The organism is Pedobacter sp. MC2016-24 (assembly GCF_015223055.1).
In the GTDB taxonomy this organism is placed as follows: Bacteria; Bacteroidota; Bacteroidia; order Sphingobacteriales; family Sphingobacteriaceae; genus Pedobacter.
The window spans coordinates 392,077-418,977 of sequence record NZ_JADFBX010000004.1 but is presented as its reverse complement, the minus strand read 5'-3'; the positions used below and the strand labels follow the sequence as shown (position 1 = coordinate 418,977).

General features: G+C 38.5%; 18 protein-coding genes. 6 read left to right on the top strand and 12 right to left on the bottom strand.

All coding sequences use genetic code 11. The features are described from left to right. Nucleotides 1–10: 10 nt before the first annotated feature. From IM797_RS12755 to IM797_RS12740, 4 genes are all read right to left on the bottom strand, one after another. On the bottom strand, nucleotides 11–3,310 hold the full coding sequence (locus IM797_RS12755; protein ID WP_194127510.1) for a SusC/RagA family TonB-linked outer membrane protein: 3,300 nt from the start codon (nucleotides 3,308–3,310) through the stop codon (nucleotides 11–13). 234 nt (nucleotides 3,311–3,544) lie between these two features. Further along, nucleotides 3,545–4,666, bottom strand: a complete 1,122-nt coding sequence (locus tag IM797_RS12750; protein ID WP_194127509.1) for a FecR family protein — start codon at nucleotides 4,664–4,666, stop codon at nucleotides 3,545–3,547. A 74-nt stretch (nucleotides 4,667–4,740) separates the two neighbouring features. Beyond that, complete coding sequence (locus tag IM797_RS12745) at nucleotides 4,741–5,340, bottom strand: RNA polymerase sigma factor (protein ID WP_194127508.1); 600 nt, start codon at nucleotides 5,338–5,340, stop codon at nucleotides 4,741–4,743. 138 nt (nucleotides 5,341–5,478) lie between these two features. Continuing rightward, nucleotides 5,479–5,892 (bottom strand): hypothetical protein, encoded by a 414-nt coding sequence (locus IM797_RS12740; protein WP_194127507.1) that lies wholly within the window; start codon nucleotides 5,890–5,892, stop codon nucleotides 5,479–5,481. Between the two features lie 690 nt (nucleotides 5,893–6,582). On the opposite strand from IM797_RS12740, the gene IM797_RS12735 reads away from it, so the two are divergent. The 5 genes from IM797_RS12735 (at nucleotide 6,583) to IM797_RS12715 (ending at nucleotide 15,056) form a co-directional block, all read left to right on the top strand. Then, complete coding sequence (locus tag IM797_RS12735; RefSeq protein ID WP_194127506.1) at nucleotides 6,583–7,170, top strand: RNA polymerase sigma factor; 588 nt, start codon at nucleotides 6,583–6,585, stop codon at nucleotides 7,168–7,170. An 82-nt stretch (nucleotides 7,171–7,252) separates the two neighbouring features. Beyond that, nucleotides 7,253–8,464 carry a FecR family protein gene (locus IM797_RS12730; protein ID WP_194127505.1) on the top strand — a complete coding sequence of 404 codons (1,212 nt, stop codon included), beginning with the start codon at nucleotides 7,253–7,255 and terminating at the stop codon, nucleotides 8,462–8,464. 148 nt (nucleotides 8,465–8,612) lie between these two features. Further along, complete coding sequence (locus IM797_RS12725; protein WP_194127504.1) at nucleotides 8,613–12,068, top strand: SusC/RagA family TonB-linked outer membrane protein; 3,456 nt, start codon at nucleotides 8,613–8,615, stop codon at nucleotides 12,066–12,068. Nucleotides 12,069–12,078: 10 nt separating this feature from the next. Beyond that, nucleotides 12,079–13,461, top strand: a complete 1,383-nt coding sequence (locus tag IM797_RS12720) for a RagB/SusD family nutrient uptake outer membrane protein (RefSeq protein WP_194127503.1) — start codon at nucleotides 12,079–12,081, stop codon at nucleotides 13,459–13,461. A 59-nt stretch (nucleotides 13,462–13,520) separates the two neighbouring features. After that, the gene (locus IM797_RS12715; RefSeq protein WP_194127502.1) at nucleotides 13,521–15,056 is read left to right on the top strand and encodes a TlpA disulfide reductase family protein; all 1,536 of its coding nucleotides are present in this window, start codon (nucleotides 13,521–13,523) and stop codon (nucleotides 15,054–15,056) included. Between the two features lie 45 nt (nucleotides 15,057–15,101). Here the strand turns inward: IM797_RS12715 and IM797_RS12710 are convergent, their stop codons facing one another. The 4 genes from IM797_RS12710 to IM797_RS12695 all read right to left on the bottom strand — a co-directional run bounded on the left by IM797_RS12710 (nucleotide 15,102) and on the right by IM797_RS12695 (nucleotide 16,830). Beyond that, nucleotides 15,102–15,386: a hypothetical protein gene (locus tag IM797_RS12710; protein WP_194127501.1), complete on the bottom strand. Its 285-nt coding sequence runs from the start codon at nucleotides 15,384–15,386 to the stop codon at nucleotides 15,102–15,104. A 123-nt stretch (nucleotides 15,387–15,509) separates the two neighbouring features. Next, the gene (locus IM797_RS12705; protein ID WP_194127500.1) at nucleotides 15,510–15,800 is read right to left on the bottom strand and encodes a hypothetical protein; all 291 of its coding nucleotides are present in this window, start codon (nucleotides 15,798–15,800) and stop codon (nucleotides 15,510–15,512) included. A gap of 90 nt (nucleotides 15,801–15,890) precedes the next feature. Then, entirely contained in the window at nucleotides 15,891–16,340 is a 450-nt protein-coding gene (locus IM797_RS12700; protein WP_194127499.1) for a MauE/DoxX family redox-associated membrane protein, read from the bottom strand. A 10-nt stretch (nucleotides 16,341–16,350) separates the two neighbouring features. Beyond that, complete coding sequence (locus IM797_RS12695; RefSeq protein ID WP_194127498.1) at nucleotides 16,351–16,830, bottom strand: MauE/DoxX family redox-associated membrane protein; 480 nt, start codon at nucleotides 16,828–16,830, stop codon at nucleotides 16,351–16,353. Between the two features lie 434 nt (nucleotides 16,831–17,264). Between IM797_RS12695 and IM797_RS12690 the strand changes: the two genes are divergently transcribed. Beyond that, nucleotides 17,265–18,284, top strand: a complete 1,020-nt coding sequence (locus tag IM797_RS12690) for a hypothetical protein (protein ID WP_194127497.1) — start codon at nucleotides 17,265–17,267, stop codon at nucleotides 18,282–18,284. Nucleotides 18,285–18,361: 77 nt separating this feature from the next. On the opposite strand, the gene IM797_RS12685 is transcribed toward IM797_RS12690, so the two are convergent. From IM797_RS12685 to IM797_RS12670, 4 genes are all read right to left on the bottom strand, one after another. Then, complete coding sequence (locus IM797_RS12685) at nucleotides 18,362–20,686, bottom strand: TlpA disulfide reductase family protein (protein ID WP_194127496.1); 2,325 nt, start codon at nucleotides 20,684–20,686, stop codon at nucleotides 18,362–18,364. Between the two features lie 10 nt (nucleotides 20,687–20,696). Further along, entirely contained in the window at nucleotides 20,697–22,112 is a 1,416-nt protein-coding gene (locus IM797_RS12680; RefSeq protein ID WP_194127495.1) for a RagB/SusD family nutrient uptake outer membrane protein, read from the bottom strand. 16 nt (nucleotides 22,113–22,128) lie between these two features. After that, nucleotides 22,129–25,539, bottom strand: a complete 3,411-nt coding sequence (locus tag IM797_RS12675) for a SusC/RagA family TonB-linked outer membrane protein (RefSeq protein ID WP_194127494.1) — start codon at nucleotides 25,537–25,539, stop codon at nucleotides 22,129–22,131. 195 nt (nucleotides 25,540–25,734) lie between these two features. Next, the gene (locus IM797_RS12670) at nucleotides 25,735–26,856 is read right to left on the bottom strand and encodes a FecR family protein (protein WP_194127493.1); all 1,122 of its coding nucleotides are present in this window, start codon (nucleotides 26,854–26,856) and stop codon (nucleotides 25,735–25,737) included. Nucleotides 26,857–26,901: the final 45 nt, after the last annotated feature.

The window sequence follows — 26,901 nt, the reverse complement described above, 5'->3', positions numbered from 1 at the left end:
TTCTTATCATTTATAGTGAAACTCTTAAACCTGCGGAGAACGTTCTTAAGGGCGCCATACCAGCACCGAGATTTTCAGGATCAAGATCTCCGTACTTTGAAATGGTCAGCAAATTTGAACCCTGACCAAAAATGCTCAAGCCAGTTAAATGAAGCTTTTTAGACAAGGCGGCAGGCAGTGTATACGCGATATTGACATTGTTTAAACGGGCGTAAAAAGCCTTACTATAAGCACCGGTACTGGATATAAAATTACCCTGGGAAAAGAAAGAACTTAAACCCGCGCCTGCTTTTTGCACGTCAGTAATATCGCCAGGATTTTGCCAGCGGGTTAAAGAGACTGTACTTAAATTTTGTCCTGTAAACCCTGGAGGGAAGCTTTGAGAACCCACAAAGTTTTTACCCATTCTGTTGGTGAAGGTAAAGAACACATCCAGAGAAAGGCCTTTATAGGTAAAACTATTACTCAAGCCTCCATATAATTTCGGACTCAAATCAATAAACTCCGTTTTATCGAGAATGTTATTTAAAGTAACCGGATCCAGCACTGTGCGGAATGTCCCTTTGACCCCATCCCTGTTGATGAAATTATACAAACCGGTTTGCGGATCAACGCCGGCATATTTATACACTTTTATCCCTTGTACCGATTTGCCAATCTCATAATTGGTATTGGTTACAACCGTACCAAGTCCAGGATAAGCCACCAGTTTATTTCTTGGAATGGTCACATTGAAACGCGTACTCCAGCTAAAATCTTTTTTAACGATGTTCCTCGTATTCAGTTCAAACTCCCATCCATAATTTTTGATCACTGCCGGGGAGTTGATCAGGCGACCAGTAAAACCAGTAGTAGATGGTAAGAGCTGGGACACCAGCTGGTCGGTTGTTTTGCTGGTATAATAAGCTGCATCCAGGCTAATTTTGCCATTGAAAAACTCAACAGTCAGGCCGCCTTCTGTTTTTTTATTGGCCTCCCAATGCAGGTTTTTATTCTCCAGGTTATCGGCCCTTAAACTCAGACTGCCCTGGTACAATGCGCCCTTGCTGTACGTCACTAAATAATTGTAATTGCCAATCCCATCACCGCCAACAGTACCTATACTGCCCCTTAATTTGGCAAATGACACCACAGACGACAGGCTTTTGAACCAATTCTCGCTACTGATGATCCAGGCAGCACCTACCGAACCAAAATCACCAAATTGGTAATTGGCGCCAAATTTTGTCGATCCATCCCGGCGTGCATTTACGTTTAAAATGTATTTGCTGTCCCAGTTGTAATTTAAGATACCAAAAAAGCCAAGGTATTTATTCGGAACCTGATCGTAGCTGGTTGTTACGTTAACGGCCCCTGTTGCCGTCAGTGCATCGGCAAATGAAGGGTTGTATAACATCTCATCCGATAAAAAGTCGTTCCCTGTGGTCGAGGTTTGATAACTCAGCTGATCCTGTAAGGTTGCACCCGCTTGTACCGTTAGCAAGCCTTTGGCACCGGCTTTTGTACCATAAGAAATGTTGGGTTCAAAAGTCAGGTTCCTGATGCTGTATATATTTAAATTGCTGGTTGTTTTGTAATCCGTTCCAGGTTTGTAATAAGTAGAAGGCTGTGCTTTGATGGCTTTAGAGTTCATGTAATTGTAGCCCACGTTGGCATTAATGGCCAGTCCTTTTACCGGGGTATATTTTAAAGCCAGGTTGGAGAACAAATTGTTGGTTACATTTTTAAAAATGATGTTCATGGCCGATGCAGGATTGGAGTTGCCCTCCCAGTTCAAACTGCCGTCAGGTAAAAACAAAGGCGGCGAATTTGGCGCTGCTGTAGCCGAATTACTTTGACTAAAATCATAAGGAACCGCATCATCTGTGGTAGACAGGAAGTTTCCCGAAAGGCTGATGCTGAACTTATTGTTCTTTACCGTATTGCCGATGTTAAAGTTGATCCCACCATCCCGGATGGAACCTTTTCCAATCTGAATGCTGGTTTGTTTCCTGTAATTGGCGCCGATTAAGAAGTTGATGTCGGCCGTACCGCCAGAATAATTTGCATTGACACGGTTAACCGAAGCATGGTTACCCGCAAGTTCCTGCTGAAAATCGGTGTAGCGGTCGGCTGTAGGCCCATTGATATCAGCGACATTGCCCAATGCAGTACCATCATTTTTAAGCGCCTCTTTCCTCAGCATCACATATTGTTCCGTATTTAACAATTTAGGTGCAGTTCCACGCATGGTTAGCCCGGTAGTGGCACTTAAATTCAACTTAGGTGTCCCTGCTTTGCCTTTTTTGGTCGTAATGAGGATCACACCATAAGCCCCTCTTGATCCGTAGATGGACGTTGCGTCCGCATCTTTCAGGACGGTTAAGCTTTCAATTGTCGATGGATCTATGTAATCCAGTGGATTGCCGCCTTTAAGTCTTTCGGGAAGCAACTCATTGGTGCTGTTATTTTGGTTTAAGGGCAATGCTCCGCTTGGTAAAGCCACCCCATCTACAATGATCAAAGGCTGACTGGTGCGAAATCCACCGGCAATGGTTTGCTGTCCCCTGATCATCAGGTTAAAAGGAGAGCCCGGCAAACCACTAACCTGCTCTACAAACAAACCGGTTACCTGTCCCTGCGCAAATTCCAGCACATTTCGTGTAGGACTTTTTTCAATCTCTCTGGCCGTTAAGGTCGTGATGTTCCCGGTACTTAAGCGCTTAGTGGTGGTACCATAGGCCGTTACCTGCACCTGGTCCAGATCGCTATTGGCCAGTTTAAGCTTTACAACGACTGGTGATTTTAACTCCGACAGGGGGATTTCCTGGGTAATGTACCCGATGTAGCTGAACTGAATTACAGCTTTAGGATCCTGAATAATGGGCGTCACAAATTGCCCCTCAGCCCTGCTCACTGTAGCCAATGTCGTTCCTTTAATTCTAACACCCACCCCTACCAGGCCTTGCCCGTTTTCGTCTAAAACTTTTCCAACCACAATAATTGGATTTGGCCTGTTAAAAGAAACCGAAATTTTGGAGGTTGGCTGGATGACAATGGTTTTATCGACAATGGCGTATGACAGCGAGAACTTGTTCAGAAACTGATCAAGCGCTTCTTTCACATTTACATTTTTAATATTTACACTGACCCTGGGCATGGCCTTGATGAGTTCCAGTTTATAAAAAAAAGTATATCCGCTTTGTTTTTCCATTTTTGAAAAAACAGACTCCAGGCTTACATTATTTTCAGTCAGGTTAATGGTTTGGCTAAAAACCGCTGCATTTAAATGGAGGCAGCCCAGGATCATTAGCAAAGTGGTTAGCTTCATGATGATAAATAGTTTTTTAAGCCGCAGGTTGACATGGGGCGGCCTACAAATAGTAAAAATTTGCATACTTTTGTTTAGGTTTTGGGTTAACTGATTTAGTCGATTGGTATAGGAATAATTCATTATTCTACCCAGAGTCCTGACCGGGTCATGGTCTAAACATGATCCGGTTATTTCTGAAGAATAATGCAGGTGCTTTAGCCTGGCTATAAGTCCTTAAACATGTTTGTGTAGTTATTTTACAATAATCTTTTTCCCTTCTGTTTTAAAGTTAATACCACTTAATTTAAGTATTTTCAAAGCCTGGGCAAAGTTCACATTGCGGGGCACTTTACCGGTATAATGCTCATTGGGTGTCCAGTTTTCATATTCAATGGTGACATCGTACCAGCGGCCAATCTGGTTCATTACAGTTTTGATATCCGCATTGTCAAATTGGAAAAAGCCATTTTTCCAGGCAATGGCATTTTCCATATTTAAAGCTGTACTGACCTGAATGCTTGCCGTTTTATTGATTGTATTGTGCTGGATCGCAGCTTCTTCTCCGGGTTTGAGTACAGCAGATCCGGTTGCGTTCATCACCTTTACACTCCCTTCCATTAAGGTGGTTTTGGCTTCTGCCTCCTCCGCATAAGTATTTACATTGAAATGGGTACCTAAAACCTCGATGGTTTGTTCTTTACTGATCACACGAAACGGCATGGCCGCATTCTTAGCCACTTCAAAATAAGCTTCTCCATAAAGTTCAACGGCCCGTAGCCTGCCCCTAAAACTGGTCGGAAATTTCAAGGAAGAAGCCGCATTGAGCCAGACCCTAGTGCCATCGGCAAGCACAACAGCATATTGTCCGCCTCTTGGTGTAGTGACGGTATTGTAAGTTACCGCGGTTTTCACTACTTCTTCAGATCCGGTATATGCGATTAGTCCATCTTCTTTTTTAAGGACATTCCCTTCTTTGTTTAATTTGCCCGCTTTGGCATGGTTTAATACAATTTTAGATCCATCGGCAAGTGTAAGGATGGCGTTGTTGCCACCCGGAGGGATATCATTTACTATTGCGGTTCTTTCCAGTGCATCCTTTTTCTGTTTAACCTGGATACTGTAAAAGGCAAGCCCCATGCCTATGCATAAAACTGCGGCAGCTGCCCAACTCCAATACAAACGGCCAGGTTTACGGATGCGGGCATTCAATACATCACGCATGTCGGTCTGAACTGCTATCAATTGTGCTTCGCTAAACCGGGCTTCTGCCGGATTTATATTTTCATACCAGTTTTCTACGCGAATCCGCTCATCCGGACTTGCTGTACCTGCTAAATATTTGTCTAAAAGGATTTGTATTTCCTGTAATTCCACGACGTTCTTTTAATACATATCGCTTCAGCAAAGCAAAAGTACCAGACGAAATCAAAATATTTTTTTTAAATCATTTATTTCCCGGCCAAATAGATTCCGGAAATGATCAGGCCGATTTGCAACAAGCTTGGATCGTAATTGATCAGACGCTGTTTTAGGCGCGTTGATGCGTTGAATAACTGGTTTTTAACAGTTTGCTCTGAAAGGTTCAATTGCAGCGCTATTTCTTTAATGGAGCAGTTATCTTCCTTTTTCAGGCTATAAATCTGCTGCATTTTTTCGGGCATTTTAGCTACCTCTTCTTTGATGATTTCCTGCAGCTCTTTATTTAACAGTAACTGATGTGTAGAAGGTTCATATTGCGCTTCCTGGCTAGTTTGTGCCATGGCATAACGTAACCTAACTTCATCTTTACGAAACTGCGTCAGGATCCGGTGCCGCAGTACCGAGTACAGATATGGAAGTAATTTATCCAGCAAAAGCAATTTGTCCATATTCTCCCACATGACAATAAAAACTTCCTGAACGGCATCCTTCGCCAGTTCTTCAGACTGCAGCTTACCATAGGCATGTCTAAACAGCAATTCCCAATACTGATCAAATGCGATTGTTACCGCCCTCTGCTTATTGGTTTTGGCAATAGAAATGATATGATTGTCGGAAAAATCGGACATGACCTGGCTGTAATTCTTTACGAATTTAACACATTGTTTCTGATATTTTATGTTTTACCGTAAAACGAAAGTCCGGCTGAGTGATTTCCTTTAAATAATTCAATAAATAATCACACCACGATTCCGAGATTAAAACACCTATTTCCGGGCTAATTTAGCTTCCAGCAATTCAATCTTTTTCAGTAATTCTTCCTTCTCCTTCAAAATGCGGCCATATCCTTCGCGCCAGAGATCACGGTCTGCTTCTATTTTTTCAAAGCTTGACAAACTGTTCTCTCTTTTCCTTTCATAATACTCCACCATTTCCGGAATTTCATCTCTGAAATCATAACCAATTGCCGTGGCATACTTATCCAGCAAATCCAGTTTTAAATCTGGATTGGCGATATGCATATAATAAGTCACCCTTCCATAACCTGCTCTTCTGGAGACTTCCGTAATGGGAATACCAGATTCTTTTACAGCTTTTTTAAGAATTAGACCTCTGTCTATTTTGGCATGTTTTTTCACTACACCAAATAAACGAGCTTCCTGTATACATAAAAATAGCAAAATATGTATATTTCATTTACATATTTGTAAAAATATACAAATAAATGTATGTTTGACTAAACAAAAACGTACTCTTTATATACACATTATGTAAACGCAACAATTAATGGCTCATCAAGCTCTGCCATATGGCGGGATAAAACGAGATTGTTTCAGCATCAGCGGTACAACTCAAACGAAAAACTAATTTAATTAGCTAAATAATTACAAATACAATATTACATATAATTAAATACCGTATATTTACTAAAAATATTAGTATAATATACATCAGCAAATTTGGTTGTTGACGAAAATGAATTGGGATAATTACTAAAAAAATCGAACATGGATGCACAGTTCTCAACGCTGTTTTAGTGTAAACTGGAAGTACGGCAGAAACAGAATGAACAAATCGTAAAGCTATAATAAGTTCATCTTGTTCAAAACAGCTTTATGCAACAACCTGTAAGAATACTTAAAAACTGTAAAAAGCCAGGATACGTAAATCTAATGATAAATAAGAAAAGCGCGATACTAGCCTTAAAAAGGCCTTTTTCCAATCATTTGAGCTACATATTTTATTATCGAAATCCAGTTAAGCCCGCATTTAACAGCCAAATAGAAACGAACAACAATACTGAACAAAATGAACAAACAGGTGAGAAAATAATATTTTAACTTAATCGATAATTATCGGGATATAAGCATATGGATAAAAATAGGGAATACAACAGCCTTTCGGATGCTGAACTTGTCGCGTATTTAAGAAATGGGGACGACAATGCTTTTACTGAACTTTACAATCGTTATAAGGGCATTCTCCATATACATGCCTATAAAAAATTAGGCGATTTTGAAGAGGCTAAAGATGTACTGCAGGATATGTTTTCGTGGATTTGGAACAATCGTGAAAGCATCCCGCATACCCAGAATGTTGCAGGCTATTTATATACCATTACCAGGAATAAAATCCTGAACGTCATTGCACATAAAAAGATTGTATCTAAGTACACAGCATCATTTGACAATTTTATGGAACAGGGCGTATTTATAACTGATCTTGCGGTAAGGGAAAAGGAACTTGCGGATATGATAGAACGAGAAATAAATGCCTTACCCATCAAAACCAGGGAGGTGTTTATCCTGAGCAGACAACTCAATTTAAGTTACAAGGAAATTTCAGATCAATTGGATATTACTGAAAACACGGTGAAATACCACATTAAAGGTGCATTAAAGGCATTGCGGGTTAAACTTGGTTTAATGGCTTATCTACTTTTTTTACTTCGGTTTTAAAAAATATGACTAAGGTCACTACACAACAGCGCCCCACAATTGCTTTACATCTAAATAACAATTAATTAACGTTTAGCTCATCATGGAGAAACAAGAATTAAAAAAGCTGCTCGACAAGCACAAACAGAACCAGTGTACTGACGAAGACAATACTTTGTTGGAGAACTGGTACCTTAAGTTTGAGTTTGCCGACCTCCCGCCCTTAACGGATGCGCAACTGGAGGAAATCGGTTCGATGCAGGCACTCAAGTTTACACCCAAAAAGTCGCTCCCGCTCACTTTATACCTCGCTATTGGTTTAGCAGCGGTACTAGCGCTAACCATTGTTAGCCTCGCAGTGTGGCCTCAAATCCGTTCTTCACGCTACGGTACTGATATCGAGCCCGGATCAGACCAGGCAATACTGACACTCAGCAATGGTCAAAAGATTAACCTGGGTGCAGCCAAAGATGGTACACTCGCCGAACAGGGAAACATCATCATCAGCAAAAGTGGCACCGGCGAACTTACCTTCAAGCTCAGACCGGATGCAGTTTTGGTAGATCCGGCAGATCGCGCAAAACGCACAGATTCGATCCGTGGTCAGATTGTTCCGGTTCCGGATCCCAACCAGTTAAATTCAGTGACCACTCCACGTGGCGGACAATATGCCATCGTACTTCCTGATGGTACAAAAGTGTGGATCAATGCAGGCTCTACCCTACGCTTCCCATCCAGCTTCATCGACCTCCCAGAACGCAGGGTAGAACTAATTGGAGAAGCCTACTTTGAAGTACCAAAAGCAACCAATTTGATGGACAAATTGCGCAAACGCATTCCCTTTATTGTGAAAACTTCCAAACAAGAAGTCACCGTATTGGGTACCCATTTCAACATCAATTGTTACGGTGATGAGCCCAACACTAAAACAACCCTCCTTGAAGGTTCTGTGCGCATCGCCACGCTCCCTCCTACCTCGGGGGCTGGCGCAGCCAGATCAACCACCATTAAACCTGATCAGCAGGCTATATTAACTGGCAATAGCTTAAAGGTTAACCAAATTGATGCCGATGATGCCATTGCCTGGAAAAACGGCGAATTCATGTTCAGAAGTGAATCTCTGGAAAGCATCATGCGGAAAATTTCGCGCTGGTATGGTGTAGACATAGTGTACGAAGACAAACAAGTTGGTAAAAAGCTTTTTGGCGGAACGATTTCCAAATTCCAAAAGGTATCAGAAGTGCTTTGTATGCTCGAACTTACAGGCGAGGTTCGCTTTAAAATAGACGATAGAACAATTACGGTTATGAGATAGCTGTTCCCGGTTCTACTTATGCACGTCTGCGTAAGCGCCATTAAATCTGGTTAACGCCAAAAAAAAGGTCAGTAGTGCTCTAACACTGCTGACCTATAAACCCATCTAATTAATAAATCGACATTCATCTACTAAACAGGCTAAACAAATGTATAAAATACTTTTCATAATGCGCGTAATCGCTTTACTTTTCTTTGCTGCCATCATGCAGGTTAGTGCATCTACACACGCACAAAAGCTCACTTATGTGCAGAAAAATGCCAGCCTGGAGCAACTCTTTAAAGAAATCAAAAAGCAAACCGGATACAATATTGTCTGGTACGAAGGAAAACTCAATCCCGAGTGGTCGGTAAATGCAAACTTTCGTAAAACGCCATTAAAGGATGTGATGAACATTGCGCTTACAGGTATGCAACTCGATTTCACCATCAGCAATAAAACGGTGGTCATCAAAGAAAAGGAAATGTCTTTGATGGACAAACTAAATGCAGCCTTCAGTAATATCGTGGTACATGGCCGTGTAGTAGATGAAACCGGATCAGCATTGCAAGGTGCAAGTGTAAAAGTAAAGAATACCAATAAAGTGACGATCACAGACGTGGATGGTCACTTTACGTTAAATGGCGTTCCCGAAAAAGCAATGTTGGTAATCTCCTACCTGGGTTTTGAAACAAAGGAAGTTGAGGCCTCAGAAAAAATTGGAACTTTGCAATTGGTTTCTGGGGCTGGAAAATTGAATGAAGTTGAAGTGGTGAGCACAGGGTATCAGGACATACCGAAAGAAAGGGCGACGGGGAGTTTTACGGTAGTTGATAATAAAACGATAAATCGTAGTGTAGGCATCAATATTCTAGACAGACTGGAAGGTGTAACGAGCGGCTTGCTATTTAATCGGGGGTTACTAGGGACGAATAATTCTAAAATATCTATTCGCGGTAGAAGTACAATATTTGCAAATCCAACTCCCACAATCGTTCTTGATGGATTTCCTTATGAGGGGACTATAGATCAAATCAATCCTGCAGACATTAGTACAATTACAATTTTAAAGGATGCTGCAGCGGCGTCAATATGGGGAGCAAAAGCAAGCAACGGAGTTATTGTAATTACAACAAAAAAAGGAGAAAAGAACCAGAAGCTATCAATTGAGGCCTCTTCAACCCTAACTTTATCTAATAAGCCAAATTTATATTATAATCCTCAAATATCATCTTCAGATTTTATTGATCTTGAGCAATTTCTTTTTAACAAAGGGTTTTATAGCGGCACGATTAACAGAATTTATAGTCCTATTTCGGAGGCCGTAGAAATATTTAATCAAAGAAAAAGTGGAAACATAACTTCCTCTGATTCAACAGAAAAGATAAACAACTTAAAAACTAGAGATGTACGAGATGATTTAAATCGCTATCTATATCGACCGTCAGTATATCAGCAATATCAGTTAAACTTTCGCGGTGGGTCAAATAATTACCGATATTATATATCTGGAGGTTACGATAAAAACCTAGAGAATATTGTTAGTAATAGCTTCAATCGTTTAACTGTAAAATCTAGTAATACATTTTCTTTATTTAAAGACAAGTTACAACTTTTAAGCGATATCAATTACATTTCAAGTAATAGCCAAACTGTTCAAGAATCTTATATCCCCTACAGCCCGTACGATAGATTAGTAGATGATGAAGGAAATTCATTGCCAACTGTTAAGAATTTAAGATTAGCGTATGCGACAAATGCAGGCAACGGAAAATTATTAGATTGGCTTTTTCGCCCAAAAGATGAACTTAAAAATAACGTTTCGACTAGATTAGACCAAATTAGGCTTAAATTGGGAATAAATTACAAAATATTAAATGGGTTAAGCTTAGATGCCAACTATCAATATTTAAAGGAGAATAATAAGAGAGTTGCTGACAATGATCTAGGAAGTTATTATACAAGAAATTTAATAAATACTTTTTCGTCAATAACAGGTAATACTATTAATAGAGGAATTCCTTTAGGTAATATTCTGAACACAAGAGATGCAGATTTAATATCTAAAATTATTCGGATACAATTGAATTTGAATAAGGTAATTGCAACTAATCATGAAATAAACGCAATTGCCGGGTATGAGGGGGGGGATGCAAAAAATGATTTCTACAATCAAATTTTATACGGATATTTCCCCGATACAAAAATCAATGGAAATAATTTAATAAATCCTCTTAATCGATATTCATACTACTACGATCCTGGCTCAGGTCAGCAAATCCCTACGGCTCCGAATTTATTTGAAAACAATAGCATTACACAATCATATTATGCGAATGCATCATATTCATACAAGAAAAAATATACAATTACTGGTAGTGCAAGAAGGGATGAATCTAATTTATTTGGAGTTAAAGCTAATCAAAAAGGAGTACCGTTATGGTCGGTCGGAATTGCATGGGCTATTAATAAGGAAAATTTCTTAGATATAGGCTTGTTCTCAGTATTAAAACTTAGAGCAACATTGGGATATAATGGAAATGTGGATAAAACCGTTTCGGGGTATCTTACGTCGAGAAATTTAGGAATGATAAATGAATGGGGGAGCAACTATTCTACTATATCAAATCCACCAAACCCTTCATTAAGGTGGGAGAAAGTGCAAAACTGGAATATAGGTATAGATTTTACGACTACGAATGACAGATTCAGTGGAAGTATAGATATATATCAAAAAAATGCGGCAGATCTTATAGGTAATAATCCAATTGCACTTCAGTCCGGAATAACTCAGTTTAAAGGTAATGGTGCAAATTTAAAAACAAAAGGAATTGATTTTGTACTGAATTCAAACAATATCATCGGTGATTTTAATTGGCGCACATCATTGCTTTTCAATTATAACACCGATAAAGTAACAAAATATGGTATAAAACAAGGCTCTAACTTCGACATTGTAAATGGCAACTTTAACAATCCATTAGAAGGGTATCCTTATTACGCAATATTTAGTTTCCCCTCTGCCGGATTAGATGAGACTGGCGCCCCACGCGGCTATTTTAATGGTTCAGTTAGTAAAGATTATACAGCAATTACTTCAGCATTAAATCCTAACTTAATCAAATATCATGGATCAGCTTCTCCAAAATATTTTGGCAGCTTAATTAATACATTCAATTATAAAAATTTAGAACTATCACTCAATCTCCTTTTCAAGTTTGATTATTATTTTAGAAGGGTAAACATATTTTCGGGGAGTAATAACTATTCATACATAACCTCATCTGATTTCGACAAAAGATGGAAAAAACCAGGCGATGAGTTAATAACTAAAATTCCGGCTTTAATCTACCCAAATAACCCTCAAATGTCTACATTCTTCCAGAATTCCGAAGACCTTGTTGAAAATGGGAGTCACTTAAGGCTACAGGATATTAGACTTTCTTACAAGATTGCAAATCTTGGATTCCATAATTTTTCTATAAAAGGACTTAATGTGTTCTTATACACAAAAAATCTTGGAATTATATGGAGAATGAATAAGTTAAATATAGATCCAGATTACGGAAACTCTAGTATACCTCAGCCGTTCAGTGCATCATTAGGAGTAAATTTCAATTTATAATAAAAGAATTATGAAAAAAACCATTTTATTAATGATTGTGGGCTGCTTTTTTAGCTGTTCAAAAAAATTAGATATAAAACCTGACAGTGCACTTTTGATACCCAAATCTCTAGTGGATCTAGAAAATCTTTTAGATAATACAACTGTGATGAATGGAACTCCAGGGTTACCTCAAATATCTGCTGATGAATATTACATCCCAACTTTAGCAAATTTTCAGTCCCTCGCAATTCCCATAACTCGTACAGCCTACACTTGGCAGAAGGATATTTTTGAGGGCAAAGGTGAAATTTTTGATTGGAACCAACCATATGAACAGATATTCTATTGCAACAATGTATTAGAGGTAATTGCTAAACAAGAATTTAACAATGATGCTGAGGTGAACAGAATAAAAGGATGGGCACTTTTTAATCGAGCCTACGCTTTTTATGGGCTTGTGAGCACTTTCTCAAAAGCATATGATCCGAATACAGCAAATACAGATTTAGGAGTTCCTCTTAAATTAGATTCTGACATCAATATAATTATACAAAGAAGCAGTGTGCAAAAAGTTTATGACCAAATTATAAAGGACGCATCTGAAGCAGCAGATTTACTTCAGCAGGATATACCACTAGAAAAAAGAAATCGCCCATCAAAAGTAGCTGCCTATGCATTTTTAGCACGAGTTTATCTAAGTATGCGCAAATATGATCTTGCCGAGTTATATTCTGATAAAGAATTGCAGTTATACTCAAAACTCACGGATTACAAAACTTTGACTGTTAAAACTACTTCATCTTTCACCTTTAATAGTGAAGAAACAATATACTTCTCCTTTATTTATGGTAATGCATATTCCCAAATTTCGTCTTCAGCAGGCTCTCTTTATGGTATCGATTTAAAAATCATAGCTTTATATGAACCTTATGACTTAAGAAAAATCATTTATTTCACTCAAAACATTAATGGCAACTATTACTCTAAAGGCATTAACAGCCCCAATCGTCCCCCATTTACTGGCTTAGCTACAGATGAAATCTATCTAATAAAAGCAGAATGCCTTGCAAGGAAAGGAGAAACAGCCTTATCGATGAATTTCCTTAATCAATTACTAATAAAGCGTTGGAATCCAAATGCAATTACCCCTTCAAAGTCCTATCAAACAATAGTAGCCAATGACCCGGAAGATGCTCTAAATAAGATTCTAACGGAAAGAATGAAAACTTTAATTTGGAGATCATTGAGATGGACGGATTTAAAGCGTTTAAATCTTGAGGGACGAAATCTTGTGATAACTCGAAATCTAAGTGGTGAAATATATACTCTAGAACCTAATAGCCCTAGGTATGTTATGCCAATCCCTGATGATGAAATTAGTCGAAGCCGTTTACAACAAAACATCAGGTAGTTCATAAATAAGTTGAACCGCCATGTCAAAAAATTTATATTTTTTTTTAAAAAAAATCAATGATGAGAAATTTGTTAATTATCATAATAACTATAATTTTCAGTTTTGGCTTCAATGTTTGCAAAGCTCAGAATATAATTGTTAGTGGAAAAATAGACAGTTCAGTAACTAATCTTTATGGTTCGAAAGAACTAATTTTAACTATAAAAAGCACAACTAATTCAGATAGTCGGGGTCAGCAAAAAAAAGTTGCAATTGATAGTAGTGGAAATTTTTATGCGCGGATAACTGCCAGTGAGACTTTATTATATATCGCATTTGAAATGATTGATGAAAATAGGGAGAAGCTCTTGAGAAACATTGGACGTACTGATAATAGAATGCTAAGTGAAGTTTATCTGTTTCAAGTAGGAGATAGTATCAAGGTGAATATAAATTCGAGTGGCGCCATGTCTTTTACCGGTATAGGAAGCGATAAGCTAAATTGTCAATGGAAAATTTTTAATATTTCACCATTACCAAAAGTTGCAGCTACAAGAAGTGGAGAATTGTTATTCGCAAAACAATTGAACGAAAGTCTTACGTTTTCTGATAAAATATTAAATTCAACGATAGATTTACAATTAAGTTTACTGGAAAGTTATAAAAGTAAGTTTTCTAATGAAATTTACAATCTGCTATATTTAGATATTATTTCTTCTTCTGAGTATGATATTATCCGTCCTTTACGACAAATAACATATTCATTGAAAGAAAAAGATACACGATTGATACTGCAACAATACCATAATTCTTACTCGAAAAGGCAAAGGATAGAAATATCAAATTTTGACACAATTTATCTTGCTAAATCTGCATATTACGCAGAACTACTATTCGAAAAAGAACTTAACTATTTCCGACTAACTAGTACCAGCAAAACAGGTATAGAATATGGAGATTCCTTTGTAAATATTTTCGAGACGTTAAAAAGCAAATATCATGGAATACTGAGAGATAAACTGCTATTGATTTGCTTCGAAAGATTGAATCGTTTCTATTCGGCGGATTCAAAGTACTTTATTGACGACGCACTTCAAATTATGAATAATAACAAATATAAAGAAGTACTTACTGAAATAAAAAAGAAACAATACGCCGCCTTTCCTTTTGAACTTCAGGACGTGAATGGAAATATTCATGCTTTAAATGATTTTAAAGGTAAACTTATTATAGTTGATTTTTGGTTTACAGGATGCGTGGGTTGTATTTCCCTCAATCAGAAAATGAGTGAAATTATTGAAAAATATAAAAGAAATCGAAATATTGTCTTCTTAACAGTTAGCGTGGATAAAGATAAATCTGTCTGGGCAAAGAGTATATTAAGCGGCAAATATACATCTAGTGAAACTATTAACTTATATACAAATGGATTTGGAAGATCTCATCCCTTTATTCAGAATTACAATTTCAAAGCATATCCATCACAGATTTTAATTGGTAAAAACGGAGAGTTAATTACATCAAGCCCACCACGACCTGATGCTCCAGACCCAAGTAATTATAGAGGCTTTATTGACATAATTGAAACTAATCTGAATAAGTCCGCCAAATAATCATGATAATATACATTGCAAGTATGCGACTAATTATCTGTTCTATTATTGATATGTACCTTTATTAGATCCCAGTTGAATAAAAGGTATCGCAGACAATTCCGATTCAAGAATTGGATAATTTACAGGTATATTAACATCTTCAATTATAATTGCACAAGGAAATTTTGATACTGGCTCACATTCCAAATTGAATGGCAAATCTTCTAGTAATACATATTGAGAACCTACATGGTAGTAAATAATAAAGGTTGAATTCTGAATATTAACAAATGCACTTAAAATCAGCGTAAAACCTACAATCATCAAACAAAAAAAAGTTTTTCTCATAATTTTAGTGATTGGATTTATTTCGTGTAATACAATTGACAAAATCTCCTCATCGAATAAATTGCATAAATTGAAATAAATGATAGAAATCTGCTCCCCATCATATGAGGAGCAGATTCTTCATTATTGGTAAAGGCCTTTATTAGTTCCCACTTGAGTATAAGGAACAGTTGATAATTGCGAATCAAGAATTGGGTAATTCGCAGGTATATCAGCATCTTGAATAACAATAGAACAAGGTAGCTGAGATACTGGTTCACATTCAGTACCCGCAGGCAAGTCTGCAGCTAATACATATCCAGTTGAGGTATGGAAATAAGTTTGAGCAAATCGTTTTGCACTTTCCACATTTTTAAAAGCACTTGCACTCAAGGCAACACCTGCAACAAGCAGGCCTAAAAACACTTTTTTCATAATTGTATTGTTTATTGTTTGTTGTTTAGGATTGCCGTATTTCTTTAGACAGGGTACGGCATTTTACCTGCTTCACACGTGTAAAATCGTTTATTTTTTATATATTTTTAAACCGACTAAGGCTAGAATAATAAATATTACATTGAACCAAATATGCTGTTGCCAAGACATGGAACTAATAACTCCTCCGCACTGGCAGGGAAGTTTACTACCTGATAAAACCATGTATATTAGATACAAAGTGAATAGTATCATTAGACCCAATGAAAGATATAAGCCGACCTTTTTTATTGTGGAGCTAATTAGTAATAATGCTAGTATAATTTCTAAAGACGGAATTATCCATGCAATTATCTGACTAAAATCCCCAATTAATGGTGACTTACCCAATACCCTTTGAAAAGATTCAAAAGTTTGAATTTTACTCGCTGCAGTATAAACAAACAGCGCCACAAACAAATACACAATCACATCCACAATAATCCGTTTCGTTCCCTCCGACAGCTGCCACTTAGATTCCTTATTCAACGTAGTTTCCATATCAATAGGTTTAATGATTATAAACTGTTTTACTTTGATTAATCATTGTCAATAAATAAATTCCCAACAGCGCTAACACCACAAATCCCATATTAAATATCAAATGCCCTCGCCAACTCAATGCCTCAATCACTCCCCCACAGGCGCAAGGAAGCTGTTTACTAAAAGTGATTACCGATACGATATAGGCGGTAAAGATGACCATCATACTAAAGCAACCGTACAATCCCAGTAGTCTGGTTGCTGGAAAAAGAACAAGTATCGAAATCATAATCTCTGCAACAGGAATAAGCCAGGCAAGTTGACTTGCCATGTCAGCAAGTATTGGCGATTGAGCTAATTGTTCCCTAAACTTTTCGAACTCTACTAGCTTAGTTCCGGCTGCATAGACGAATAACAACACGAATAAATAGACAATCGCCTCAACAATAATTTTTCTGAAATGATCAGGAATCATAAGGTGTGACCGTTTATTTAATGTTGTTTCCATTGTGATAACTTTCAGGTTTTAATCAAATAAGTTTCTTTTATCTCTCATTCAACAACCTAAAATTACGGCAAGAAAAAACGATCAGGTAGCAACACGTTTCCATTTTTTTGGAAACAGGATTCCAAAAAAACGGAAACAGGATTCCACTTCAACCTCATCAGCAACTAACTACAAATAAGCATCTTATCACAAAAACAAACTTTAAACACGCATTAAAGCAGATTCACTTTTAAAATAATATCGTGCCAATTTCTATACGGCTAAGTGTAAAACCAACCGCAAGATTTCACAGCTGATAATTTGATATTTTTAGCTAGGTCTTTTTTTATAAAAACTTGTCTTTTCTTGATGCAAAAAATCCATAAATGAAGAAATAGATTGCATTTTACAGATTCTCTTGGTGTATATTTACGGATAACATCAAAACACCTCTCATGAAATTACAGCTATACAAGTCAGCCCTCCTATTGGTTTTCTTTTTCGCAAGCAGTCTTTATAGCTACAGTCAGGAATTTATCTTGTTCAATCGCCATCAGGGAATTCCCTGGAAGAAAATTACACCACAAATCATCTTATCTGAAAACGAAGTCACTGTAGGTGCAAAAGATACTACGGTATCGATTTTCAATTTGTATTACACCAGTGATTCGACACGCTTGTACAATTTGCAAACCAAGGATTTGAAATTGCAAAAAAATGGACTAAAAACACTGAGTAACGACATACTACTCACATTGGTGCCGCTGATTTCACCAGGTGAGTCGCTTCGGTTAAAGAAGATTACCAACAATGAATTTAAAAAACTGAATGTCATAAATCACTCGCAGCTATTGAGCAAGGCTCTTCCTAAGCTTTATATACAAGCTACGCAAGATTTGTATACCATGCCAAGCTTAAAATCCAGGGAGTATCGTCTTGTTATCCAGGAGAATGGCAACCATTATATTGTTGAGCAGCCAGTAATTTCGGTTATTCACTTGATTTGTGCTGAGAACTGGTATTTTCCAAATCAATTTAAGGAGGGTATAATTTCTGTCGCCCAATCCCACATGAAATCCTATAAAATAGATGACATCAGGAATATCCAGAAAGAAAGTAACAACAACCTGGAGACTAGAAAGCAGGTTTATGATCGGATTTATTTTAGTGATATTGACAAGACCAGCGTGCCTGGCTTATCCGTCTATAACTACTGGGAGATGTTAAATGATGACGCCTGGAGTATAAAAGTGATTAAAGGTGACATCAAACAGTACAATCCCGGTTTAGGAAGTTTTAGTTTTCTACCCAAAATAGGAATAGTTAACTGCACACTGGATTATTATCTGAAAGGCGAGATTAAATATAATCAACCCAATAACTTCAAAATCCAATCGGTAAATGGCTTCTCGCCGGCGGAGCTTGGCAAAAAAATAATTGCAAAAAATTCGAATATCATCATTGGGGTTCACTGACTCCGAACAACCTAATCAAAATAAAAACCTCATGCCGTTTTCACAGAAAACAGGCATGAGGTTATAATTAACAACGCTTAATCAGCGCCAAAAATCTCAGTCAACTTTTTATCAAAGTCTTTGCTAGCTCCTCCGCTGTAACGGGCAATCTCTTTCCCGTCCTTATCCAGCAAAATCTTAGTTGGAAAAACACCGATACCAAATGCCTTTACGGCATCAAATTGAGCTACATTCTCGTTATTCAACAAATGGATCCAGCTTATCTTGTCCTCATCAATAGCCTTTTTCCAGGTTTGCCTGGCCTTTTCCAGATCCGGAGATGCTTCCATAGAAATTCCAATGATTTCAAAACCCTTATTTTTGTATTTGGCGTATACTTCCTTCAAATGTGGATGTGAAAAGCGGCAAGGCCAGCACCAACTGCCCCAGAAATCAAGCAATACATATTTACCCTTTAAGCTGGAAACACCCCATACCTTATCATTTAAATCAGGTTTGGCGAGTAAGCTAGCCACATTTTTCTGAAAATCATTTTTAGCAGAAGCGCTAATTTCATCCACATATTTAGCCAATCCAGGTAACCCTTCAAAATCTTTGATCACCGCTTTCTGCATGGTTACCGGAACGGCTCCAAGCTTAAAACCACTTACAAGTACTTCTGCGGTCTCTTTTGAATTTCCGGTAGCAGCCAGAGCTTTAGCATAGCCGTAAAACAGTTGCTTTTTAAAATCCAGTTCTGGTGTTTCCATGCGCTTAGACAAATCAGATGGAAAATACCTTCCGTTGACCACATACAGTGGCTTCAAATAACGCATCAACTGGCTCTCCTCTCCTTTTACACCCAAAATACGGACATAGCTATCAACCGTATAGGTATATAAATTGAGGTTATCCAAATTACTGAAATTGTTGATTGATAATAAACTATCCAGTATAGGTTTCAGCATTTTTATCCCCTGAGCTTTATTTCCTGCATCAGCATATGCCGCAGCTGCCAACCTTCCGGCTTCCTGTTTTGTTCTTTGATCTTTGATCAAACCAATCCACTTGTTTGAAGCATTAACCTGGTTTAAACTGGCATAATGCTGCGCCAGATCGCGCTGCATCCAGTTTTTGTAACGGCCAAAAATCGATGCTGTTGATTTTGGATCATCGAAAAAGTGGTTAAAGATCAATACACGTTTATCAATGTCCTTTTCAGCGTTAAAGGCTTTGTAAACACTATCAATCAACAAGATATTTGTTTTATACTGAACACCAGCAAGACTGTCTTTTTTTAAGCCCTGCGGATTGATCAGCGTTTCTATTTTTTTATAAAGCGCTTCTCCACGCAAACCGCGTGCAACAACCTTACCTTCAGCATCCAGTAAAAAATTGTCAGGAACACCGTTAATGCCAAACTGCAGCGCCACTGGCTCCTCCCAGAACTTTAAACTGGAAACATGATACCAGGGCATGCCGTCCGTTGCAATCGCCTTTTTCCAGGATGCCTCGTTTTTATCAAGCGATACACTGAGGATATTAAATCCTTGATTGTGGAAGGCTTTAAAAGCTTTAACCACATTCGGATTCTCTGCCCTGCAAGGTGCACACCAACTGGCCCAAAAATCAACCAGTGTCACTTTCCCTTTTTGAACTACTTCCTGTAACTGCAAAGGCTTCCTTAACGTATCATACGAAGTGAAATTAGGTAAAACCACACCTATACTGGTAGTTTTGGCGAGCTCCAGCGCCTTCGACATTTTGATACCCTGTGGTAGTTTTTTCACCTCCGGGGCCAGACCAGCGAAAAGCGTTGATCCCACTTTATAATCGATCGGATTGCCCACTACAGATTCGAGTGCCACCAATGAAACCAATGACTTCGGATATTTTTTTATAAACGAGGTCCTGATATTCCGCATGGAATCAGCCAGACTATGATATTCTTTTTCAAGCGTTTTAAATTCCGGCAATTGCTGATCTGCTTTACTGGTTTTACTCGCTTTTATGCGGAGCGCTACCAACCTGTTCAACACAGGCTTAACCTGGTCTTGCAGGATTTCATTTTCCGTGGTAAGTTTTGAGCCGGTCACTTTGGCATATTTTAAAGAATCGGTGCCGTTCAGGGTAATGAGGCCTCCATCAATAAAAATGCTTCGGTTGTCGCGCGCCCCACTGCCAGATCTTGAAATCAAAACCACTGCAACACTTAGTGGCTCTTTCAGCTTTCCTTTAAATTCAAACTTACCATTCAGTGCAGGAACTGTATCTGAAACATGCTTCTCATTAAGCGTATACATCAGTGCAACAGATTCTTTGCCTTTCCAGGCCGGTATATTTCCTTTAATGGTATAAGAAGTGGCTTGCCCAAAGGCAATGCTCGTACAACACACAAGCAATCCAATAAATAAACATCTCATTTTAAAACAATTAATAACCGTCATTCTGTTTGATATTTGGGTTATAAGCAATTTCTTTTTCTGGTATAGGGAAGAAAGCATCTGTTTCACTGATGTCTGTTTTTCTAGTCCCAAAGAAATTCGCCAGGGTTTTTCCTGAACGCTTAGCGTCAAACCAACGATGTCCATATTCAGAAAAAAGCTCAGTCATACGTTCCGTATAAATGGCTTCGATCATGTCTGCTTTCTGGATGCCTGGATTTGAGAAACGTATGGTTTGAAAGTTTTTACTGGCATCCCCTACTGCACCAGCACGTTTTCTCACCATATCAATATCGTCAATTGCCCCGGTAATGTTATTTTGCATCGCTCTCGCTTCTGCTCTGATCAAGTATTGTTCAGCCAGCCGCAATACCATTGAGGCTTCTACTTTAGCAGCTGCCTGTGTATTGGAAAAAGTTTTGTATTTAGAAGGCGCGGTATTGACAGGAGTTACCCCAACACTAGCACGTGTCCATTTCAATAAACGTTGATCATAGCTACTGAACTGACTCAAAAAATAAGGTGTTAATCTGGTCTGGCTATTTGTCGCATTACTTCCGGTAACAGCTCCACCCTCACCAGTATAAATATTTGATCCAGCATTGGCAAGCGCCCATATTGCTTCGGTAGAGCTCAGGTTGAAAACATTTTCCAGGGCATCCAGTTTATAAATACCATTTTGTGCAATCACATCTCCAGCTTCCTTTTCTGCATTTGCCCAGTCTTTAGTATACAGGTATACTCTGGCCAGCAAAGCTGTGGCAGCCCATTTGTTTGGACGATAACGATAAGAAACCGCAGTATTGCCGACTCCCAATTTACTTTGTGCATACTTAAGGTCCTGCACAATCTGGGCATACACCTCTTGCTGACTGGAAACATGCAAAACAGCATTTTTTTGATAGTCGGAAGTGAGTGTAAGCGGAATATTGCCATACAAATTAGTTAGGTAAAATAATGAAAGTGCCCTGATAAACCGAGCCTCCCCCATCAATCGATCTTTTATCGGTAAGGTAACACCTGGTGAGTTTTCAACATTTTCATATACCATATTGGCCTGATAAACATAATTGTAAAACACAGCCCATAAATTCACTACGGTTCCGTTGCTTGGCAATAAATTGTTATCGGCCAGTTGCTGCTGATCTGTTGAGTTGGCTGAAGCGCGTACCAGTTCATCAGCACTTAAACAAAGCGTAGTGCTTAGCGCACCTTCAAAAGGGCAGGTAGAAAATGCATTGGTCATGGTTGCATACACTCCCTTCATACCGGCCTGAGCAAGGTCATCAGTACCATATACCGCAGCATTGGTAAACTTACCCATTGGTATATCTACATCGATCGTTTTATCACAGCCGCTTAAAGCAACGGCAAAAACAATAAGTGATTTATATATAAGTTTCATAACAGAGATCTAAGGATTAAAAGTTAAATTGTAAACCAGCTACTATCGTGCGTAAAGGAGCTAACCTGGTAATGAAGACGCTTTCTGGGTCTGTACTCTTAAATGGAGAAAAAGTAAACAGGTTTTGCGCCTGAAGGTATACACTAACTGCCTTCATATTCAATCTTTTGACCAAAGGCTGAGGCAGATTATAACTTAGTGACACAGTTTTCATGCGCATCCAAAAAATATTATCATAAAGTGCATTTGAAGACGTTGCTCCGTACTGGCCATTTAACAATGAACTTGAAGGTGCTACGGTTGTATATTTCTGTACATTGGTAACCTGACCTTCGTATTGCCACCTATCTAAAACATAACTTGGCACGTTACCAATGTCACCAACCGATCGGCTTAAGTTCAATGCACTGTACCAATTTCTGGTATACTGTTTCATGAAACTCATAAAAATACTGAGTCCGAAATTTTTATACCTGAAATCGTTTTGCAAACCACCATAAAATGAAGGTTCCGTATCAAAGTCTGGTCTTAAATCACCCGTATTAGAAACATCATATTTACCGTTATTATTTAAATCTTCAACCTTGTATAAGCCAGTGGTTGGATCAACACCCAGGAAGTTTGAAAGGTAAACGATGTCAAGCGATCGGCCTACGATATATTTACTGGCATAACTGGACTGTGCCAATCCTGGATATTTAAGCAATTTATTTTGCGGTACTGTTAAATTAAATGAGGTATTCCAACCAAATGCTGGTTTCTTAAAAATATCACTGGATAGCGTCAATTCCAGGCCCCTGTTTTGAACAACCACACCACTTAAATTGGCAGTTACTGTACCAAATCCAGTAGCTGGCGGCAAAGGATATTGCACCAATGGATCACTGGAATTATTTCTATACCATGCAGCCGATAACAGGATTCTATCTTTTAAAAATCCAAGCTCTACCGCGATCTCCAGTTTTTTACTTTTTTCCCAGTGCAAATCAGGTTTAAACAAAGACAATGGGGAAATGGCCAATGAATCTTTATAGGTTGGTGAAAACGCTGATGAGCCATAAAGCGCCAAAAACTGATAGTCACCTATTTTATCGTTACCGGCCGTACCATAACTTCCCCTTAATTTACCAAAGCTCAGCACATCGTTCTGTAAAAACTCTTCGCTTGAAAACACCCAGGCAGCACCAATAGCGCCAAATGAAGAATATTTGTAATTAGGACCAAACCTACTTGATCCATCTCTACGGCCCGATAAATTGACAATGTATTTATTGTCATAATTATAGCTTACCCGCCCAAAAAAAGCAGCATATTTATACTCGCTATTGAAACTATTTGGGTTTATAAAGTTAGATCCGGTAATTCCAAATAAGGTGCCCAATAATAAATCGCTGCTGTAATCCCGTACTGAAAAATTATATCCATCATTGCTCTGCGTTTGGTAAGTACCCCCGATAAGGACGTTTAATTTCCCCTTACCAAAATCCTTTTTATACTCCAATTGTGGCTCTATAATGGCACTGGTAAAATTATTATTTCCAAAACTTGACATCGAAGTCAAGTTAGACGCTGTCTCTAATGGATTTTTAGCAGCTTTAGGGCTGTTCCGCAATTCATTCCCTTTGATGGTATTGTAACCAAAACTTGTTTTAAAGGCCAGGTCATCGCTAATTTTATAACCGAGTACCAGGTTTCCGTTAACATTGCTGGTCTTAGAAGTATATTGTTCCAATAAATAGCCTAATGGATTGTCATCAGTTTTTTTGCCCCCCTCATTCCAGCTTAAAGAACCATCATCATTATACAACCGAAAATTAGGCGGCAAATTTAGCTTGAAAGCCAAATCAGTTCCGGCTGTTTGATTTTTACTAAAGGTATAAGTACCTGTAAAATTAAAAGAGAATTTTTGATTACTTGTTTTTCCATTTACGTTAACATAACCCGAAGCCGTAGTATTTGGCATCGGCTTAGGATATACATTGGTTTCGTTTGAATAATTGCCGCGTACAATGAATTGAATTAGATTAGACCCTCCGGAAATACTTGCGTCTGCGCGGGTAAAATGCGCTGTACCTCCAATTAATTCCTTAGCCAGATTGGTGGTTCTGGTTGTATCCCAAAGTAAAAGATCATAAGCATTATCTACCGTCATGGCCTTATTGTCATTTTTAAAGGCCTCTTTACGCATAGCTACATATTCTTTGACAGATAATATCTCAGGTATTCTGGCTTTACTTATTCCAGAACTCACCTTGGCACCTATAATGGTGTTACCGGCCTTACCTTTTTTTGTAGTAATCAATACCACACCACTTGCGCCGCGACTACCATAAATTGAAGTCGCATCTGCATCTTTCAAAACCTCTATACTTTCAATATCTCCTGCGTTTATGGTACTAAAGGGGCTTAAACCACTAGTTCCATTGGCAGAAATTGCAGATGAAAGTAAATTTAAGTTGTTGTTACCGCTAGCCATCGGAACGCCATCAATGATAAATAAAGGAGACTCGTCCGCACCAAACTGAGCATCAACTTTTGTTCTTCCTCTAATCTCCACTTTAACTGCAGATCCGGGAACGCCACTGCTTTGACTTACAATCATACCGGGAACCCTCGATTCCAATGCCGCAATGGGGTTGTTTATCGGTGATTTAGCAATCTCTTCGCCAGAAACCTTGGTGATGTTATTCGTACTTGTCCTTCTGTTGGTCTCTCCGTAACCCATTACTTGTACTTCATCCAGTTTGGAATCGCTTAAAGCCAGTTTGATGACACCGAGATTTTCAGATGCACCAATTTCCCTGCGCGCGTAACCGATGTAGCTTACGTATAAGATCGCCTTCTCATCAATATTACTTAAATAGAAGTTACCATCTTTATCGGTCGTAGCTACCTTACCGCCTTTAACAGCAACGGTCGCGCCAGCCAGGGGTTTACCCGATTCATCCACAACCTTACCCCTAAGATCGATATTGGCCAGCAAGCTAAATATTCCATTCAACATGGAACGTTCCTTTTCTTTAATGACCACAGTTTTGTCTTCAATCACAAATGTCAAAGGCAATCCATTCAGGCTCCTTTCCAAAACCTCTTCAATGGGCGTATTTTTAAAGTCTGCGTTGATCTTTTCAGACCCACGGATCAGCTTTGGCGACCAGAATACATTGTATCCCGTTTGCTTATTGATTTCGCCAAACAATTGTTTAAGCGTAACATTTTGCTGTTTATAAGTAAGTTTTTGCGCCAATCCGGCAGCACTCACCTGTAAAAGCGTGATGAAGAATATAAATGAAGTAAACTTTATTCTCATAAGCCATTTTTGTTTTTCGGCTTCTTCAATGTGCCCTAAACGGGTAATTGCAAAAAGCAGGAAATTAAGCATGTAGCCCAAAGGCGTACAAATTTTTTGGGTAAAAATTTTATACATTTGTATATCTGTTAAAAATTAAAAAATGTTGTTTTACTAACGCATACTTGGTTTTAAACGGACCCGATCAGGGACATCGCGAGTGTTCCTGATCTTTTGTTTAAAACCATTAAAAACGCTGGTTAGGCTGAGCTGGTTCTGGTCATGAAGTTTGATTTAGTTAAGGTTTAAATAATTGATCGTATTTTTAATAGGTTATTTTTTGCTAATGGTAATCGTTCGTCCTTCTATTTTAAATTTGGCAGAACCAATCTGTTCCAGTTTGTCCAGCAACTTCGAAACATTGGCAAAGCGGGTGGTTAAGGCCGCATAAGTCTCTGTTTTCAATTGATCGTCGGTATAAATCACATTCACATCATACCAACGGGATACTTTCTGCATGATGCTGACCAGCGATTCATCGTTAAAACGGAAATAGCCATCTTTCCATGAAGCCACTTCATCGGCATCGATTTCTTTCACAGTTAAATCACTGGTGCTGAGCACCGATTGTTGATTCGGTTTAAGCAAGGCAGATTTGTGTGCAGCTGAAGATACTTTTACAGAACCTTCTAAAAGCGTAGTCCTGACCGTACTTTCATCTTCATAACAATTCACATCAAAATGAGTACCCAGTACTTCAACCTCCTGCCCTTTTGAAACCACGACAAAAGGCACATGTGCTTTTGAAGCTAAACTGTTGAGCTTCGTTATTTCAAAATATGCTTCGCCAACCAACTCTACTCTTCTGCTTTCGGCTTTCTCAAAACTGGCGGGAAAACTTAATGTGCTGCTTGCATTTAGCCAAACTTTTGAACCGTCTGGCAAGACCACCTGGTAAGTCCCACCCCGGGGAGTACTCAGGTTCAACTGTTTTAATCCGGCAACCTGCTCGTTTTGTTGGGCAACAGCACTGCCATCTTCGTAAGTAAGGCCACGGGTGTCAATCACCAGCCCTTTTTTTGCATCGCTCAGGTCTATTGTTCTTCCGTTATCTAAGGTCAATACTGCTTTATTTTTACCTGGTGCAATGTCGTTGACATAAACATTGGCGCTCGGTGTGCCAAAGCCGCCATATTGCTGGATTAAATAAACACCGCCAACAATTAAAATGGCCGCCGCAGCCACCAGACGCGGCCACAGCCTATATTTCTTTACAGGGCTATTCCCCAATGGAATTTCCTTCCAGATGCGCTCACCAATTTCGTCTATACGATTTTCATCAATTTCTACCTGTTCGTCGGTATTATAATACCAACGTTCTACAACTGCAGCTTCTTCAGGCGTACAAAGTCCGTTTACGTATTTATCAATTAGTTGTTTAGCGTCTTTTTCCATTATTTACGGGGTTTATTGATCCCTATATAAAAGAAATACGGCTAA

What these genes read in the sequence shown, in the direction of transcription:
- IM797_RS12755 (WP_194127510.1), bottom strand. Translation starts at nt 3,310, where the DNA reads ATGAAGCTAACCACTTTGCTAATGATCCTGGGCTGCCTCCATTTAAAT.
- IM797_RS12745 (WP_194127508.1), bottom strand. Translation starts at nt 5,340, where the DNA reads ATGTCCGATTTTTCCGACAATCATATCATTTCTATTGCCAAAACCAAT.
- IM797_RS12735 (WP_194127506.1), top strand. Translation starts at nt 6,583, where the DNA reads ATGGATAAAAATAGGGAATACAACAGCCTTTCGGATGCTGAACTTGTC.
- IM797_RS12730 (WP_194127505.1), top strand. Translation starts at nt 7,253, where the DNA reads ATGGAGAAACAAGAATTAAAAAAGCTGCTCGACAAGCACAAACAGAAC.
- IM797_RS12725 (WP_194127504.1), top strand. Translation starts at nt 8,613, where the DNA reads ATGTATAAAATACTTTTCATAATGCGCGTAATCGCTTTACTTTTCTTT.
- IM797_RS12720 (WP_194127503.1), top strand. Translation starts at nt 12,079, where the DNA reads ATGAAAAAAACCATTTTATTAATGATTGTGGGCTGCTTTTTTAGCTGT.
- IM797_RS12715 (WP_194127502.1), top strand. Translation starts at nt 13,521, where the DNA reads ATGATGAGAAATTTGTTAATTATCATAATAACTATAATTTTCAGTTTT.
- IM797_RS12710 (WP_194127501.1), bottom strand. Translation starts at nt 15,386, where the DNA reads ATGAGAAAAACTTTTTTTTGTTTGATGATTGTAGGTTTTACGCTGATT.
- IM797_RS12705 (WP_194127500.1), bottom strand. Translation starts at nt 15,800, where the DNA reads ATGAAAAAAGTGTTTTTAGGCCTGCTTGTTGCAGGTGTTGCCTTGAGT.
- IM797_RS12700 (WP_194127499.1), bottom strand. Translation starts at nt 16,340, where the DNA reads ATGGAAACTACGTTGAATAAGGAATCTAAGTGGCAGCTGTCGGAGGGA.
- IM797_RS12695 (WP_194127498.1), bottom strand. Translation starts at nt 16,830, where the DNA reads ATGGAAACAACATTAAATAAACGGTCACACCTTATGATTCCTGATCAT.
- IM797_RS12690 (WP_194127497.1), top strand. Translation starts at nt 17,265, where the DNA reads ATGAAATTACAGCTATACAAGTCAGCCCTCCTATTGGTTTTCTTTTTC.
- IM797_RS12685 (WP_194127496.1), bottom strand. Translation starts at nt 20,686, where the DNA reads ATGAGATGTTTATTTATTGGATTGCTTGTGTGTTGTACGAGCATTGCC.
- IM797_RS12680 (WP_194127495.1), bottom strand. Translation starts at nt 22,112, where the DNA reads ATGAAACTTATATATAAATCACTTATTGTTTTTGCCGTTGCTTTAAGC.
- IM797_RS12675 (WP_194127494.1), bottom strand. Translation starts at nt 25,539, where the DNA reads ATGTATAAAATTTTTACCCAAAAAATTTGTACGCCTTTGGGCTACATG.
- IM797_RS12670 (WP_194127493.1), bottom strand. Translation starts at nt 26,856, where the DNA reads ATGGAAAAAGACGCTAAACAACTAATTGATAAATACGTAAACGGACTT.